Raw genomic sequence first — 15808 nt, forward strand, 5'->3', positions numbered from 1 at the left:
ACTCAATTTGGCTTGAGCAGAGTTACAATCTCGCCGACAAATCGTTCTGGCTCCAATGGTTTCGTCAAATGGGTTTGAAAGCCAACTTTGAGGGCTCTTTTTTGGTCAATTTCTGCGGCATAGGCCGTGAGTGCGATCGCAGGAACCATCCCTCCCTGAGCGGGTGGGCGGGAGCGAATCTGCTGCATCAGACTGTAGCCATCCATCTCTGGCATGCCAACATCACTGACAATGACATCTGGAATCAGCTGCTCCAAGGCTTGCAGCGCTTCTAAGCCAGAAGCCACCGCGGTCACCGTTGCCCCGTATTGCTTTAGCAGAAAAGCCTGAAACTCGCGGGTATCCGTATCGTCATCGACGAGCAAGATTTGAACGTTGTCTAGGAGCATCTCTGAGTTGAGTTGGGGCTGGGTTGACTCAGAGAGAACGGGGATGGACTGCTTCAGGACCGGTAGCTGCACGATAAAGGTGGCACCTTGCTGCTCACCGCCGCTCTCTGCCGCCACTGTCCCGCCGTGAAGTTCCACAATTTGCCGCACGATGGCTAGACCTAAACCCAAACCGCCAAATCGACGGGTGGTGGAACCATCTTTTTGCCGAAAATACTCAAATACGTAAGGGATGAATTGAGCATCGATGCCAATGCCCGAATCTATCACCCGAATCTGCGCCAGTTGATCCACTTGTCTCAGTTCGACCGTCACTTGTCCGCCCTTGGGCGTGAATTTGACGGCATTGGTCAGCAGGTTCCAGACCACTTGCTGGAGCCTACCAGCATCGCCAAAGACGGGAGCAATTTGCGAATCGAGGTCAAGTGCAATCTCAATATTCTTGGCTTCTGCTGCCAGTCGCACGGTCTCGAGCGCCGCAGAAATCACAAACGTCAAACTGGTGGAAGTCGGATTTAAGGTCAGCTTGCCCTGCATGATGCGGGAGATGTCGAGCAAGTCTTCGATCAGTTGGGACTGCAATTTGGCATTACGCTCAATCGTCGCGAGTGCTTCCGCTTGGCGGGCTTGGTTGAATCTGCCGGTTTGCAGCAACTGGGTCCACCCTAAAATCGGGTTCAGGGGCGACCGCAACTCATGAGACAGCACTGCCAAAAACTCGTCTTTGATCCGGTTGGCGCGTTCTGCTTCTTCTCGCGCCGCTTGCTCTCGCTTTAGCAGTTGCTCTCGTTCCAATTCAGATTGCTTTTGCTTGGTAACGTCGCGTGAGATTGATAACAGTTGTGTAACCCTGCCGGATGCATCTCGGATGGGGGTGACGATGACATCCCACCACTTCAAGTTGCCCTTTGCCGTGGGGCAGTAGCCTTGAAGTTGACCGGCATTGCCCGCTTGGGCGGCTGCAAGCGCTGCCAAAGCATTTTGGCGGTCTTCGTCTTGCCAGAAATCGAGCCATTGGGCGTTCAAAACAGAGGCCGGATCGTCGATTTCTAAGAGATTCAAGCCGCCTGCATTCAGGTAAAGGAGTCGTCCCTCTAACGTTAAAACTTTGATGCAGTCTTGACTGCTCTCTAAAATGCGTCGCTTCAGTTCTTCACTCTCTTGTAGGTTGGCTTCTGCCTGTTTACGATCGGTAATATCAGTGTTCGTGCCAAACCAGCGTAAAATTTGTCCTTGCTCATCTCGGATCGGAATGGCACGAGACAAAAACCAACGATAGGTTCCGTCTCGGCTTCGGAGCGGAAAGGTGTCTTCCCATTGCTCACCCGTTTCAAGACAGTAGCGGAAATGCTCAACCACACGATCGACATGATCCAGATGATGCACCTGTTGCCAGCCCCAACCCTGCATCTCCTCTAAGGTCGTTCCCGTGTAGTCAAACCAGCGCTGGTTGTACCAGAAGATCCAACCAGCCTCGTCTGCCATCCATGCGAGTTGAGACATATTATCTGCCAGGGTGCGGAAACGCTCCTCGTTTTCCCGCAGAGCAATCTCCATCCGTTTGCGTTCGCTGGTGTCGCGAGATGAACCGACAACGGATTCCACGGTGCCATCGACGGCAAACACTGGGCTAAGAACATATTCAAAGTAGCCCTCGATTCCGGCTGGATTGGTGTAGGCAGTTTCGTTTCTAACGCTCTCTCCGGTCTCAAAGACCCGTCGCATATCGCCTAGCACTTGCTGCTCAACGGCTGCGGGATAATTGAGGTCAGCCATCGTCTTGCCAATCGCTTCTGCTGCGGTGATGCCCCACAAGTCGAGCACCACTTGATTGACGTAAATAAACCTCCCATCTCGGTCAAAGCTAAATATCAATTCAGTGAGGGTCGAAAGCGTTGCATTGAACTTTCGCACTTGACGTTCGAGTTCGGCAGAGGTTTGTTGCAGCGCGTTTTCCGCTTGTTTGCGTTCGCTGATGTCGGTAACCACGAGCGCTACCTGACGCATTGCGGCATCACCGACCCGCGACACCAAAACGTCAAACCAGCGATCGAGCGCGTCCGAGCGCTCTTCAGTGCGGATAGACTCACCGGTGTGAATGACTTGGGCGTAAAGGTCATTCCAATACTGTTCCACTCCCGGTACGAGTTCACTTGCCCTTTTGCCTTCTGGGTTGGCAATACCGGACTGTCGCTTGAATACTCGATTGGCTTGCAAAATGCGGTGATCAAACGGCTGGCCATCGGCATCGAAGAGCACTTCAATCGTGCAAAAGCCTTCATCAATCGACTCGAACAACAGACGATATTTCGCTTCGGATTCGCGCAGCGCGGCTTCAGCGCGGGCACGCTCGACCGTGGCCCAGGTCTGTTCTGCTGTCTCTTCGACCCATCTCACCTCGAGCTCTGTCCATTCACGTGGGGTTGCCTGATGAACCGCCAGCAGCGCCACAAATTGATAATTTTTGATCAGGGGGACAGTGAGATGGGCCGCAATATTGATCGCCCGATACATGGCCTTTTCGCGGTCTGTATATTTGAGGCTGTTCGCTACATCAGGAACGATCGCCGTTTGCCCCGCTCGATGGTCATCGGTCAAGTTGCGGCCAAAGTCTTCTAGACGATATTGCCCGCTCAACTCAGCAACACCGTTTGTATAGTTCGTATGGGCGATCACGTCCTTTCCGCCCGGCAATACTTCAGCGTAGATGACGCGGCTGGCTCCTAAATGTTCGCCCAGCATCCGGGCAGCGGTAGCTTGGATCTCATTGGCATCGGTCAGCAGACGCAGCGCATCGGCAAGGGTGACCCGGAACGCATCGGCTTGGGCCGCTTGGCGTGAGGTGGCTGTTTGGGTGCAATTTTGCGTTGGTACCGATGCTGGCTGCATCGGTTCGGGTCTTTGAGATCGATTCAGTTCAGCCAACCAGCTTTGTGCTGCTGTTTTCAAACCCTCTGGCCAAGTTTCGACTGCCCCTAGGGGAGTTTGAGACCAGTCGTGCGAGCGCAGGAGTGTTTCTATCTCACCATCACCTCCAAAGGGCTTGTCGGGCATCTCCTGGTGTTGCTCTACCCTCATGCTTTTAGCTTCCTTGAGTGCAGGTATTTTCCTTGGATGGCCTGACTGCGTTTCCGTAAAGCGCCATCAGGTGACTCCGCCAACTGGTTCAGCAAGGTTTCAATTTGTCTGAGTGCTAGGGGAGAAGGGGTGACGTGTCCGTTTTCCCAACGATTAATGGTGGGAAAGGAGACTCCAAGCTGAGCTGCAAACTTCTCCTGGGTCAGTGTTAAGGTTTGCCGAAGCTCTCGAATCAGTTGACCAATGGCGGGCTGTTTGATCCCTAAGCAGTTCCAATGAAAAGCTACAACACCCACACTTTATAAAGTCCTTTACTGTTGTCAGCCTAATCAGTCTTAGAAGAAATCTATCCTTAGATAGAGGCGGCTAAACACCTTTCAGCATTTAGCCACCAGAAAATCGCTGAATAGATTTTTGAAGTCTGTCACATCTCAAAACAGCTGAATCGTTACTGATATGGAACAAACGCTAGCTTCGCAGAAGCGACGCAAATACGACTTTTTCCTTATGCTTATAGATCCGTTTACATGCGTTTACCCCAATGCCTCAGCGATAGCCCCGCCTAGCTCAGCAAGTATGCGCTCCCGCGCAAAGTCAGCCGCAGCCCTGGCTGACTCAGCAAGAATGGTGTCTGTGTTTGGGGTGAGCTTAAACGCTGAACCCAAGTAGCCAAGCGACTTACAGTAAAAGTCACCGAGATTGGTCGCGGCCAATCGCTTATTGGTTTGATAGTCCTCACGCTGGAAGGCCTCTAAGGCTTCACGATGGAGAGCAGTCTTTGGCTCACCGAGTGTCGAGAGAATAGCATCAACGGCAAGCTGTACACGCTCGGAAGTTAAGGTAGCGGGAGATGGGGCTGTAGATGATTGCATGTGGGATAGCCTCTAACAACAACGAAATAGACATTCAACGAAAAGAACAGTTCGTATCTCGCTCAATTTGGGGGAGGTAGTTTTTCTCCCAGTACGCCTCAAAATGCTGCTCAATAATTCGGCTTACTAGCTGCACCATGGGGCCGGTGTCTACAATACGTGCCACCTTCAAGAGCACAGCGTTGTAGTTACTGATAGTGATGACGTTGTAGGTTCGCTGAATAGCGGTGCCGGATGGATTAAACGGCACCGGATCTAGCGGCGTCACCCCAAACCCAGGCCGTCCTAAGGTATACCGCTGAAGATCCTCCTCAGAGCCATCCCGCAGAATGCGGTAGTAATCGGCTTCATCCATCTCCCGCGCCGCAGCATCGGCGATGGCCGCCTCTTGATAAAAGCCGTGGTGCTTGTGAAAGAACGCATGGAGACACTGCTGTACGAGTGACTTCCTTGCCCACCCTAACTGATCGCAGGCAAGGTCAAACCGCTCCCAGGTTGTAGAGCTTGCGTAGATGTAGTTAAGCCGAACTTGGCGAGCCATGCATGAATCAATGAAGGAGAAACAGACAGATTTTCGGTGTACGAGCGGGAATATCGGTACAAATTGTGCCATAGAAGCACCACTGGTTCTTTCCCTACACAAAAAATCAACATACTGAATTTATTATTCAGTTAAATCCATTCAGAACAACTTGTGCTATTGTGGAACGTATCAGCCGGTTCCATAGAACCGTCGCGGAACCACAGAACCGGCCTTCCCATAAGACGCGCACGCTCTTTTCAATCGACAGAGTCTCTTCTGCCTCAAGGAGAAGGAGATGACGAAGGCGACAACGACAGCCTCCTCCCTCACCACAGCCCCTACCTATTCGTACAAGGAGCTTATCCGCACCCTTTCAAAGCGGCTTCGCCGCCGCATCACCAAAAGTACGCTCAGTCGGTGGATGGCGCTCGCGCTTATTCCACCGAACCCCACCGGAAAACCCCGGAAGTACTCAGAACGCGACGTCCTAAAAATTTGGTTCATCGCTCGTGCGATCGAACAAGAACGTAACGCTACCCTCGCCCAAGAACGCCTCATAGACTTTCTGGAGAATTACCCATGCCTCTAACTACACAAGAAAAAGAACTATTAAACGCCCAGCACAATAAGACCACTCAATCCAAAGGAGGGAAGGGGTTTAGTACCCCTAACGCTGCTGTAACAGATGACTCAGAAAGCGATTCCCTTATGACCGCCCTTTCTGCTCACAAAGATTTTGAGCACATTGCCCAGGCCCTGATGCGCTCAAGTGACGATCGGTTAAATGCCTTCGCAGGAGCGGTGGTGGAGAACCGCAAACACCAAGTAGTTAGGTTCTGCGATTTTCTGGAGAAGGCCGAAGTAGGGCAACTTGACCTAGCCCTTATCGGAGCTGAACTCAAACGCCGGAAAGAGCGGAAAGCAAAAGAGCCTGCCCCTCCTGGAGCATTTGATATGAACTCACCCGGGTTTGGCATCAACCTTGATGATGTCATCGACTGCACCGCTCTCATCACAGGCTTTTCAACCGCAAAAGCCATCGCTGGAGTGTGACAAACACGCACGCACACCTTAAAAACTACTACTGCTGCTAGTTAATTGTCCCTGCGCCCCTTAAAGAAAGTCATGCATCGCAGGATGCTTTTGCCACCATGCCTCCTCCTCCTCCCTCCCTCCTCACACAGCCACAACATCATCGGCAGGGGAACTTTAACCTGCTGCGGTGGTACAGAAACTTAAGCCCATTTGCCCGTCTCGCTCCCATTTCAGCGGTACTTCTTCTTGCGGTAGTCGCAGTGACCGCTGTTACAGGCTACCGCGCTGAAAAGAGGCTCGTTACCCCACCAGCGTTTGAAGCCTACGACTTTGCCGCTGATGATCCGCTCGCTGTTGCCGAAAGGCTCGCATCGATGCGTACTGATGGGGAGTATTCAGAAGAAGACTACGCCGTAGCCTTAAGTGAAGTGCTCGGCCACTACGATGCGTGGATCGCCAAGGAAACTGCCTCAGTCCTTGAATACCCGTTAAACCAAGAGTCGCTCAGACTGCTTGCAGCCGCAAAAGCGGAGGTGCAGGAGGGACGCCTAGTCAACGTTGATCCTCTTGCTCAGATTGACCTTGAGTACTGCCGCGATGTTTTAGAGCCCCACCAGTGTGTGCTCCTCCGCTACGCAGCAGAAGGCCTCCAGTGGGCCGCGATCGGGTTTGCGGGGGGAAAGGACGTGACCATCGCAGAAGGCCTTGGTAACGGCGTCTACGGCAATTGGCGTCCCCTCCCTGCCATCTACCAAATTCAGATGGGACTTACGCGCTACTACGCTGCTGTTCGCGCCATGTTTCCTCTTTCAGCTCAGCATGAGGACGCTACAGAGGTGCTCCAGGCACTCGCGAATCTCCGGGAGGGTGTCTTAAGCGTCGAGTACTACCTCCCTGGCGCACAATCACCAGTGCGAGTCCCTACAACGGCCATCCCCGAGACCACCCCCGCAGAGGTCATTCAGGAGGTGATGAAGTAATGAAGATCATCAGTTCAAACACGCAAAAGATCTTAAGCAGCAGCCTGTTTGGCGGCGGCTCCTTGGCAGCCATCCTCGGAATGACGCTTATGATCCAAAGTCCTAAAACGGTGGATGCTGCCACGGTGAGGCAGATTTATGGGCTCGGAGTCGAGAACGATGGAGCGGTGGTTACAGCCCACAGTAAGGCCGCACACGCTTTTGGTCTCATAGTTTCAGTGCTTGGCTGTGGTGGGATAGTAGGTGGGATGGCACTTGCTGAGCGTCACCCCACAGCCCTTGCTCCATCGAGCCTTCCTGTCTCAGGCGGAAAAAATACCCACCCAATTGCGATCGAGGATTTGAGCGAGAACACCTTAAGTGAACTCGCCGATAACGTAGCCCAGCTCCTAGCAGCTGCCCCGTGGCTAAAAAAAATGATGGGAGCATTCGTCGTGCTTGTTATCGGGCCTTCAGGCTCAGGGAAAAGCACTATCGCCATGGCGATCGCCTTACTACGAGCCATCTACAAACGGGAGGAAGCTCCCATCATCATCGACCCTGATACCGACGCCAATATGATCCAAGGCACCTGGATCTTTGGTGACCTCTACGGCTCTACATCCAAAGGGGAGGGGATGAATGCCGTTCGAGAGAAAGTGCTCGACACGATGGGGCGCATCTATGAACCATTCAGGACAAAAGCAGGCAAGCGCCGCCGCACCGTCATTGTTGACGAGGTGGGGAAGTGGGAGACCGCCAACTATCCCGAGTTAAACGGACTTTCAAACTCGCTTATCGGCTGGGCTAACCAAACGGCACGCAAGCAAGGCTGGGCTCCTATTCTCATCCTCCACGGTGAAGCCGCAGGAAACGCCGGTGGGAAATCACTCAATACAGGGGTCTTCTCAGCGCTCAAAACCACAGCAGCGGTGATTCGCTTAGAAGGCACGACCGATGACGATGGTGAGCTTACCTGGGGAGAAAAAGCCACATTCAAACAAGCAGGTACTGAGTACACCGAGGCTAATTTTCAGCCTGTTGCACTGCCCGATACCGTACGGCCTGGTGCACTACGCGACCAACTTGAAGAACTAATGCGCGCCTTGGGCTACACCCTCAATGAGGGCAATGACACAATTCGCCTCGACCAGGGCGATCACATTGACAGACTCAAAAAAGAAATTGAAGGAACTTTCAATCGAGATGATTGGATAGACACTCTTAACCGTGCCTGGGTAGCGCCAATTGAAGAAGAGATTCCCGACGATGAGGCGATAGAATTGACGCCCAATTATGAAGTACTTCACGACCACCCGGTAACAAGCAATCTCTTCACCTATTGCCTCAAGAAATATGGACTTCACACCCCAATAGAAATTCGCAAAGTGCAGCAGAACTGGGGGAAAGATTATGATCGCCTTTCCTCAAGCGAAATTCGTGAAATAGTCAATCAACTAGTTACTCATCACCTTGCCGTCTGGCTCGAAGAGGGAAAACGATTCGCCTTAAAATTCGCGCCACCTGTTGGATAGTGTGTTGGCCAGACTCTGTGTTGGGTTGTTGGAAGAGCCACTCTGTAAAGGATGTACCCTAGCCAGGCAGTACAGAGGAAGCGTCTTAACACCTCACATCCCCCAAACACCCAACAGGCTACCCAACACGCTGATAGTCGTTTCTAGAAAAACAAGACGAGGTGCTCACTATGTCTGATTCTGATAACACCCAAAAACATGAAGATGCTGCGAAAAAAGCAGCTGATTCAGCCGACATGAAACGCAAAAAGGCTGAGCTTACAAAGAGCTGGTCTGCTGGAATTATCGGCATGGGATTTTTATGGCCATGGGAAGTTGTATCGAGGCCAAAGCGATCAGTCTTGCTTCTGCTTGGATTCTTCGCATCCTTAGTGGCTATGAGTTCACTTTTTATCGCCGCAAAAGCTGCATTATTTGCAGAAGGCGGTGAAGTCACACCATCCTTAAGCACGCTCCTTGACCCGTCTGATTTCGGGGCGGCGGTCGGCACTGCTACTCGAAATACTGTCGAAGATGCAACGACACTGCTTACCGGAAAAGACGGCGAGCAGCGCCCGATCACCCAACTTGATGGGGAATAGGTAGTAGCACTATGCACACCTCTGCTCGCGGACTCATTGTTGCAGGGTTCTGGATTGCCCTTGTGCTTGAACTCCTTCATCCCGGAGAGCACCGATTTTTTCTCGTGCATGATGGCAACCGCTTTTTACAAATCACCTTTGCTGGAAGCGAAGCAGGAGGAGGAGGTGAGAGTGAATGAAGGTGGGCTCTTTTATCAACACGCTCAGCACCGCATCGAGTGAACTGTTTCTTTGGTCACTTGCAGCAATTCTCTGCGCGCCACCAGCAATTGTGCTCTTTCACTCGGGTGTTAATGCCTTTGCCCACAAGCTCGTTCAGGAAGGGCTCTACTTCTCAACGCCAGGCCTCCGGGTACTCGGCCGCGACATTATCCCGAGCTATACACTCTTTCGATTTATTGGCCCTCGCGGAGGTAAGTCTCATGTCTATTCCGGTCTGGATCAGGCCCCCGTAAAGAAGGGTGAAACGTTCACCCTCTTAGATGGCACCGTTATTGAGGTCTCATCTGGGTACGGCTGGAGGGGTGATATCGGCATCCCTGGGGCGAGTAAAGACCATAAGGGAGTTGACCTTGCGACATCACTCAACACGCCGCTCTACGCCCCGATTGATGGGGTAAAAGTGCAGTGCTGGTGGGATAGCAGCGGTGGGGGAGGGCAAGTCGCTGATGTCTGGATAGGGCCTGAACTCTACCAAGCACTCCACCTTGCTGAGTGTTACCCCGGTACAAAAGCCAAAGGCGAGGTCCTTGCTCATACCGGTGATTCAGGTATCGGTAGTGCCCATCTCCACTGGCAGCAGCAGGTGCATGGCACCAAGGTCCACCCCAAGCGCGGCATGCTCCAAGCAGTCTTAAACCCCACTCTAATGCCGGAGTATCACAACTACGCTGGCCGCCCCTCGCTTGAAGACAGGATGATTACTTGTGTCATCGGGTACATCGAGGGTGCTGCAACCAAGGATTGTGAGAAGACCAACGCTTACTGGGGACACAGGGACTCAAACCGACATAACCACGGTTTCTTCAGCTCAACAAACGGCTATCCCAGTCCTGAAGCCGCAGATAGCGCTGAGCTCGCCAAGCTCAAAGGAGTAACCCCACTCATTCAGGCACAAGCAAAGGAGGTCTTAGGCAGCGAGCTCTCAGAGGCTGCACTTCTGATGACACTTGACCTAAAAAATCAGTCCCCAGATGCAGCGAATCGGCTGTTTAAATACCTGCCGAGCGCTGACCCAACTCCTGAGGAGATCATAAATGCCCGTACAGCAGCACTCACTGAAAGCCGGAGGGAAATTGGTACTGGAGGAAGTCCCAACCTCAACATCGCAGCAGACCAAACACGCCGTGTGAACCAAGGGCTCGATGCCATGAACCATCTTCAAAAACTAAGACAGGAGAATCGAGACAAATGATGAGACTACACCCAAGACCTCTAAGCCTCACTCTTAAAAGAAACGATGACGCTCAAAATTGAACTTTCACCGGACGCATTTATCCATTTATCAGTGTGTAGCAATAGCCCGGGCATCTTTCTAGGCAAGCGCTGAAACCCCTGGTTTCTAGTTGGCCAAGCTACTGGAAAAGTCTGAAACCCGCATTCCACCGCTGGCTGTCAAAACCTGACCGGAGTGTTGGTGTAGACAACTTGGATTAGTGCAGTTGATCCGTTTTTAATATAGATGTGTATGATTGATTGCAACTGCTGAACGTTTTGTTCCCAACTGTCATGAGCTATAGCGTGCCACGGAATCCAGACGGTCGTCGTCCCAGCTATGAGGCTAAAAAGTCTCGGGTGAACTTGTCTCTTACTGAGGTAAGTATTGATGGGCTCGATATTCTCGCAAGGACATTTAACCTTTCGCGAAGCGAGTTCGTTGAGCGCATTGGCCGGGGACTAATACCCATCGCTGTAACTCCACAGATGCTATCTGTGCAGGTAAACGAACGAAACGATGATGCAGTTGCTGTATAACGCGTGAAAAAAGGAGAGCCCTAGCTGACAAACAGCCCCAACTCAAAAAAACTAAAGACCCAGCTGCGCTAACAGCTAGGCCTTTAAAAATAAACCAATCTAACTTGGGATTACAGATGCGTTCACCGATGCTTTGGCCGGCAATGTGAACTCATCACAGAGTTACTGTGTCTATATATTACCCCAGGCTCCCCGAATTGCACACTTTTTCGGCGGATCCATAAAGGTTTGTAGTATTAGCACGCTCGTGATCCCAAGTGCCTTTTAACAGGCGAGGAGCACGAGCATGGGCGTGTTTTGCATGAAACCGATTTAAGCTCTACGCGCACCCCACCACCACCATCTACCGCTGCTCCTCGTCCCCTGCACACCAACTTGGGACGAAACACCAGTGAAACAAGAAGCACCTCGGGCGCTGTTCTCCTTCTCGGTAGAGGAGACAGAAGACCCATATCTAAAACTCTGGCCCCACCGGTTCGACTACATTTCGGCCGAGCACACAGAACCGAATGAAAAGCCCTCCTGGCAAACTGAATCGCGGCACCCTCTGAGCGACAGGCTTATCCTGCAAGGCGGTTGTCTCTACGGCGTGCGCTTTAGCGCAACTACCAAGTACATCCTTCTCGACATTGACAGAGGAAGTCGGTATCACCCAGCATCTGACCCCCTGGCCCTACGACGCATACAAGATGCGCTCGAACCCTTGGGGCTTCCCTCATGCATCACCATCACATCAAGCTACAGTGGTGGCCTCCACCTCTACTTTCCCTTCGAGGAGGCGCAGAAAAGCTGGGAGATAGCTCTGTGCGTAACAACTGTGCTCCAGAATGCAGGGATGAAGTGCTCACCTGGCCAGCTTGAAGTATTTCCAAACCCAAGAGCCTACGTTCCCCTGGAAAATAATAGCGAGATGCCGCTCTACAGCGCCCACCGCCTTCCGCTCCAGGAGGCAGGCTCATACATTCTAAAAAACGGTGACCTTGAACCTATCTACAGTTCGCGTGAGCGGTTCGCCGAGATGTGGCACCAGGCAAGTAGCCACAACGCGATCGATGCAGTGCTGCTGAAGCAGACTTTAAAGAAGGCGCGCCGACGCGAATACCGAGTTACCACCAAGGCCCAAAAGTTCATCAATGACCTCAATGCCGAAATTGAGCCCGGATGGACTGGCCCGGGAATGACAAATCGAATTCTCGGCAAAATCACAATGCGAAGCTATATCTTTGGCCACGTCCTGTACGCGCCAACCCCATTGGAGGGAGACGCACTGGTAGAAGACATCATCAAGATTGCGCGTGAGCTACCCGAGTTCCACAAGTGGAGTAACCACGTGCATGAACTCACAGAGAAAGCGACTGCGTGGGCGAGGGCAATCGAACAAAGCCACTACTACCACTACGGAGTAGGCAAAGCTCGAATGGCAGCAGCCAACGATGAAGATACGCCCTCACACAACGAAACCAAAGCACAGGAAGCGAGAGAGAGAATACGACTAGCCATTGCAGCGCTTCTCAATGAGGGGCAGCTCCCCATCACCGTTCGAGAGCGGTTTAACGTCCTTACAACAAGATTTTCCGTTGGAGGCCCAACCCTTTACAAAAACAAAGACCTTTGGCACCCCGAGCACATTCATGACAAAGTACCTGTGGAAATCCCCCCAGACCCCCCAGGCATAAAAGAGTCTCCCTCGGGACCCGAGCGCTTTAGGGCGCACGAGCCCGAGAGTCGCCCAAACTTATTGGAAGAGAAAGAGTGTAACAACCTATCTAACAAGGCTTTGAGCCCCTTAAATCAAGGGCAAACTCACTCCTCGGTGTGTAACAGCACGCATGCTGCTCAGCTGTCGCTCTTTCAAATCGCTTCAGACCAAGAAGAGCGTCGAAAGCGTTTGGCTGAGGAACAATCCAATCGACAAAAAGCCAAGCAAAAGAAGGCCAGGCAAGCGGTGATCGAACGAATGAAGGGCTATCTAGCCTCTGGTGACCCGGTGTTTATGAGTGAGGCACTTAACTGGCTTCGTATATATCCAGAGTATGAAGACCAAGTGCTCCTAAGGGGTGGGGGCTGAACGTACAGCCTGCGAGAGCAGCGGGGCAGGTGAGGGCATTGGGATCTGTGATGGGGCTCAATCGTCACCTGATCCGTCTGCTCCTCTCTCTGCTTCAATCTGCTCTAACCGTTCTCGAATGAGAACGCGAAGTTTTGCTGCGAGGGGAAGTTCTGTCCAGGCCACGTCATCGCGACAAGTCTCGACTCGTTCTCGAATATCGCTGACATCAACAGAGATGCGATCGCGCTGACTCACAAAGCATCAACCCTAGTACGGCTCACACCCTATGGTATCCCTGGGCTACGACAGGAAAGCAATTGATGCCCATAGATTCACTTGGCATCCACTAGAAGCCGTCATGCTATTATGACCTACAAGGCGACCTGCCTTAACCTCTGGCCCTGGGTGAGGAGAAATAGGCCAGTTCCAAATCCTGTGTTCGCTTGTCATTCACACGTCTCTCCAGGAGGAATTCCTATGTCTGGTTCTCAGCAACTCTCAACGCTTTTTACTCCGTGCAACAGTGGCATGTGCCCAACGCTCTACAGCGATGAGCAAGGCCGGATGTTCGTCCAAGGGAGTCGCCTAACTGGTGCGGCCCGAAACGGCATTGCTCTTGCTGACCACGAGGATGTAGTTGAACTCACTCCAGAGCTCATCGCGTTTATTCGTGGCTAACGATTGGAAGCCCCCTGATTGTTGAGTGGCTCCCCCGAGTACGGAGGAGCCGCTTTTTCTTGGGCTGCGCTCTTATGCGGAAGTAACTCTGCTTCTACAAAATGGCGGAAGTCGTCTGAATGAACGTGACTCACCCGCGCCCAGTGCTGGCATACCGTTTGGTAGAGGAAGAGCGATCGCGCGTCTTGCTTGAATCCCTCAAAGTAGATCTCGCTGATAATCGCGTTCTTAAAATTGACATAGCCGATAAGCACTTGGTTGATGAGGAACTCTGAGATCTTTTCAATTTCCCATGCTTTCATATCGAGGCCATTCGCTCTCGTGAAGCTCTCCAAGAGCGATGGGTTGTTGAGGATGCCAAAGAAAAGCTCCCGATGGGCACTGATGACGTCTCCTTGGGCAACGCTGTAGCTATTTTGAAACTGGTGTCGTACTTGCTCCACCAAAACTTTCAGAGTGGCCCGAGTTGTAAACCACAGCAAGATATTGGCGACTGTGGCAATGAACGTGATCGCGACCATCAGTAGGTCAGCAAAGACTCCTGGTTCGGCACCGCTGCTCATAGCGCTCGTCCTGGTTATTGAGCGTTCTGGGCCTTGAGGGTAGAGCAACGAAGTGCGCCGTCAACAAAAAAACCTCTTGAGCATTGTTCTCGTGGGTTCGTATGCTTTTTTACAAAATGAATAGTCATGGGTAGACGGTGCTTATGCATGGGGCAGAAACCATGCAGGGCAAAGTGCCAATGGTTCTAACCAAAGGTTCTCTATGCCCTCTGTGGACGTTGCCATCTAGGGAGGAAGTTTTCCTGTGACCCAAGGTAAAAGTGAGCATCGACTGACTGAAAGCGATCTCTACCAGTTCACTAGAACATCTCAGTGGTACCCCCATCCACTGGGGCTTTTGTATACGGATGGAGTGTTTTACTTAGCTGAGAGAGGAGGTGCCTTCTGGTTGCTGGATGCGATCGCATCATGACAGCTCGACCCGCGTATTCGAGATGATTGGATGCTCCAGCAGATTCAGTTGTGGAAGCTATCGGTAAACCCAGATCGCTCGGCACTGCTCATCTGCGAGCGCGATTCAGACAATGTGGCCGTTACTCAGGAGATCCCGTTCACGGATTTTCCGCTTCAGTCAGTCATCATCTACTGCCAAGATGAAGTGCTGCGGCGGCCGTCTGAGCATTAGTTGCTGAGATTGATCAGGGTGTATTGAGATGCGCAGGGGCATGGACGGAAGGTTTTCGGACGTGAGCTCTGTATGATTTGTGCTTCCTAGATCGCATTGACGGCCCCAAAGTACAAAGTAGCGAAAAACTATCTCCACCAGTGACAAACATCTTGGACAGCCTCAGTAACAGCCGCAAGAGCTTCTTGTTCTGTATCCCTGAAAATCACAGATATTAAGCTAGTTAAACACGGCAAGGCATAGGGACGAGTTATCCCTGAAAGGCATCGAATATATTGGATTGGAAAATTTAAGCACTGAGGGGCTAAGGCCGAGAGTACCTTGGCTCGAGACTGCTCATCCCCAATCGCTTGGGCCGCCTCCAGGGCTTGGGGCAACAGGGAATCTGGCAACTTATCGGCTAAGGCCGAGAGTACCTCGGCTCGAGACCGCTCATACCCAATCGCTTGAGCCGCCTCCAGGGCTTGGGGCAACAGGAAATCTGGCAACTTATCGGCTAAGGCCAAGAGGGCCTCGGCTCGATCGTGCTCATCCCCAATCGCTTGGGCCGCCTCCAGGGCTTGGGGCAACAGGAAATCTGGCAACTTATCGGCTAAGGCCGAGAGTACCTTGGCTCGATCCTGCTCATCCCCAATCGCTTGGGCCGCCTCGAGGGCTTGGGGCAACAGGGAATCTGGCAACTTATCGGCTAAGGCCAAGAGGGCCTCGGCTCGAGACCAATCATCCCCAATCGCTTGGGCCGCCTCCAGGGCTTGGGGCATCACCCCTGGCAACTTATCCGCTAAAGCCGAGAGGGCATAGGCTCGAGACCAATTACCCCCAATCGCTTGGGCCGCCTCCAGGGCTTGGGGCATCAACTCTGGAAACTTATCCGCTAAGGCCGAGAGGACCCGGGCTCGAGACTGCTCATCCCCCATCGCTTGGGCCGCCTCCAGGGCTTGGGGCA

General features: G+C 52.5%; 14 protein-coding genes and 2 pseudogenes. 10 read left to right on the forward strand and 6 right to left on the reverse strand.

Features of this window, described 5'->3' with window-relative positions:
* Positions 1 to 2: 2 nt before the first annotated feature.
* The 4 genes from H6F57_RS26380 to H6F57_RS26395 form a co-directional block, all read right to left on the reverse strand.
* Entirely contained in the window at positions 3 to 3443 is a 3441-nt protein-coding gene (locus H6F57_RS26380; protein ID WP_190632230.1) for a PAS domain S-box protein, read from the reverse strand.
* A gap of 20 nt (positions 3444 to 3463) precedes the next feature.
* The gene (locus H6F57_RS26385; RefSeq protein ID WP_190632232.1) at positions 3464 to 3763 is read right to left on the reverse strand and encodes a helix-turn-helix domain-containing protein; all 300 of its coding nucleotides are present in this window, start codon (positions 3761 to 3763) and stop codon (positions 3464 to 3466) included.
* A gap of 237 nt (positions 3764 to 4000) precedes the next feature.
* Positions 4001 to 4339, reverse strand: coding sequence for a hypothetical protein (locus H6F57_RS26390; RefSeq protein WP_190632234.1), 339 nt, complete (start codon positions 4337 to 4339; stop codon positions 4001 to 4003).
* 34 nt (positions 4340 to 4373) lie between these two features.
* A complete protein-coding gene (locus tag H6F57_RS26395; RefSeq protein ID WP_190632235.1) occupies positions 4374 to 4880 on the reverse strand; it encodes a hypothetical protein in 507 nt (168 codons plus the stop codon).
* Positions 4881 to 5157: 277 nt separating this feature from the next.
* Between H6F57_RS26395 and H6F57_RS26400 the strand changes: the two genes are divergently transcribed.
* From H6F57_RS26400 to H6F57_RS26440, 9 genes are all read left to right on the forward strand, one after another.
* The gene (locus H6F57_RS26400; RefSeq protein ID WP_190795053.1) at positions 5158 to 5451 is read left to right on the forward strand and encodes a hypothetical protein; all 294 of its coding nucleotides are present in this window, start codon (positions 5158 to 5160) and stop codon (positions 5449 to 5451) included.
* Positions 5442 to 5915 (forward strand): hypothetical protein, encoded by a 474-nt coding sequence (locus tag H6F57_RS26405; protein WP_190632237.1) that lies wholly within the window; start codon positions 5442 to 5444, stop codon positions 5913 to 5915. Before H6F57_RS26400 ends, H6F57_RS26405 begins: the two co-directional genes overlap by 10 nt.
* 242 nt (positions 5916 to 6157) lie before the next feature.
* Positions 6158 to 6877, forward strand: coding sequence for a hypothetical protein (locus H6F57_RS26410; RefSeq protein ID WP_190632239.1), 720 nt, complete (start codon positions 6158 to 6160; stop codon positions 6875 to 6877).
* Positions 6877 to 8391, forward strand: a complete 1515-nt coding sequence (locus H6F57_RS26415; protein WP_190632241.1) for an ATP-binding protein — start codon at positions 6877 to 6879, stop codon at positions 8389 to 8391. The genes H6F57_RS26410 and H6F57_RS26415 overlap by 1 nt, the downstream gene beginning before the upstream one ends.
* Positions 8392 to 8561: 170 nt before the next feature.
* Positions 8562 to 8972 (forward strand): hypothetical protein, encoded by a 411-nt coding sequence (locus H6F57_RS26420; RefSeq protein WP_190632243.1) that lies wholly within the window; start codon positions 8562 to 8564, stop codon positions 8970 to 8972.
* A gap of 11 nt (positions 8973 to 8983) precedes the next feature.
* Complete coding sequence (locus tag H6F57_RS26425) at positions 8984 to 9151, forward strand: hypothetical protein (RefSeq protein WP_190632244.1); 168 nt, start codon at positions 8984 to 8986, stop codon at positions 9149 to 9151.
* Positions 9148 to 10386: a M23 family metallopeptidase gene (locus H6F57_RS26430; protein WP_190632246.1), complete on the forward strand. Its 1239-nt coding sequence runs from the start codon at positions 9148 to 9150 to the stop codon at positions 10384 to 10386. The genes H6F57_RS26425 and H6F57_RS26430 overlap by 4 nt, the downstream gene beginning before the upstream one ends.
* A gap of 951 nt (positions 10387 to 11337) precedes the next feature.
* Positions 11338 to 13014: a hypothetical protein gene (locus H6F57_RS26435; RefSeq protein ID WP_190632248.1), complete on the forward strand. Its 1677-nt coding sequence runs from the start codon at positions 11338 to 11340 to the stop codon at positions 13012 to 13014.
* Between the two features lie 459 nt (positions 13015 to 13473).
* On the forward strand, positions 13474 to 13674 hold the full coding sequence (locus tag H6F57_RS26440) for a hypothetical protein (protein ID WP_190632252.1): 201 nt from the start codon (positions 13474 to 13476) through the stop codon (positions 13672 to 13674).
* Here H6F57_RS26440 and H6F57_RS26445 read toward each other — a convergent pair.
* Positions 13671 to 14237, reverse strand: a complete 567-nt coding sequence (locus H6F57_RS26445) for a hypothetical protein (protein ID WP_190632254.1) — start codon at positions 14235 to 14237, stop codon at positions 13671 to 13673. The two genes, H6F57_RS26440 and H6F57_RS26445, sit on opposite strands and share 4 nt — an antisense overlap.
* 244 nt (positions 14238 to 14481) lie before the next feature.
* Between H6F57_RS26445 and H6F57_RS28510 the strand changes: the two are divergent.
* A pseudogene (locus H6F57_RS28510) lies at positions 14482 to 14862 on the forward strand (DUF6876 family protein).
* 128 nt (positions 14863 to 14990) lie between these two features.
* Here H6F57_RS28510 and H6F57_RS26455 read toward each other — a convergent pair.
* A pseudogene (locus H6F57_RS26455) lies at positions 14991 to 15808 on the reverse strand (hypothetical protein); the annotation flags it as partial.

Source organism: Leptolyngbya sp. FACHB-60 (assembly GCF_014695775.1).
In the GTDB taxonomy this organism is placed as follows: Bacteria; Cyanobacteriota; Cyanobacteriia; order Phormidesmidales; family Phormidesmidaceae; genus Nodosilinea.

Excerpts from the sequence above, each read along its gene's own strand:
- H6F57_RS26380 (WP_190632230.1), bottom strand. The coding sequence starts at position 3,443 with ATGCCCGACAAGCCCTTTGGAGGTGATGGTGAGATAGAAACACTCCTG.
- H6F57_RS26390 (WP_190632234.1), bottom strand. The coding sequence starts at position 4,339 with ATGCAATCATCTACAGCCCCATCTCCCGCTACCTTAACTTCCGAGCGT.
- H6F57_RS26395 (WP_190632235.1), bottom strand. The coding sequence starts at position 4,880 with ATGGCTCGCCAAGTTCGGCTTAACTACATCTACGCAAGCTCTACAACC.
- H6F57_RS26400 (WP_190795053.1), top strand. The coding sequence starts at position 5,158 with ATGACGAAGGCGACAACGACAGCCTCCTCCCTCACCACAGCCCCTACC.
- H6F57_RS26405 (WP_190632237.1), top strand. The coding sequence starts at position 5,442 with ATGCCTCTAACTACACAAGAAAAAGAACTATTAAACGCCCAGCACAAT.
- H6F57_RS26415 (WP_190632241.1), top strand. The coding sequence starts at position 6,877 with ATGAAGATCATCAGTTCAAACACGCAAAAGATCTTAAGCAGCAGCCTG.
- H6F57_RS26420 (WP_190632243.1), top strand. The coding sequence starts at position 8,562 with ATGTCTGATTCTGATAACACCCAAAAACATGAAGATGCTGCGAAAAAA.
- H6F57_RS26425 (WP_190632244.1), top strand. The coding sequence starts at position 8,984 with ATGCACACCTCTGCTCGCGGACTCATTGTTGCAGGGTTCTGGATTGCC.
- H6F57_RS26430 (WP_190632246.1), top strand. The coding sequence starts at position 9,148 with ATGAAGGTGGGCTCTTTTATCAACACGCTCAGCACCGCATCGAGTGAA.
- H6F57_RS26440 (WP_190632252.1), top strand. The coding sequence starts at position 13,474 with ATGTCTGGTTCTCAGCAACTCTCAACGCTTTTTACTCCGTGCAACAGT.
- H6F57_RS26445 (WP_190632254.1), bottom strand. The coding sequence starts at position 14,237 with ATGAGCAGCGGTGCCGAACCAGGAGTCTTTGCTGACCTACTGATGGTC.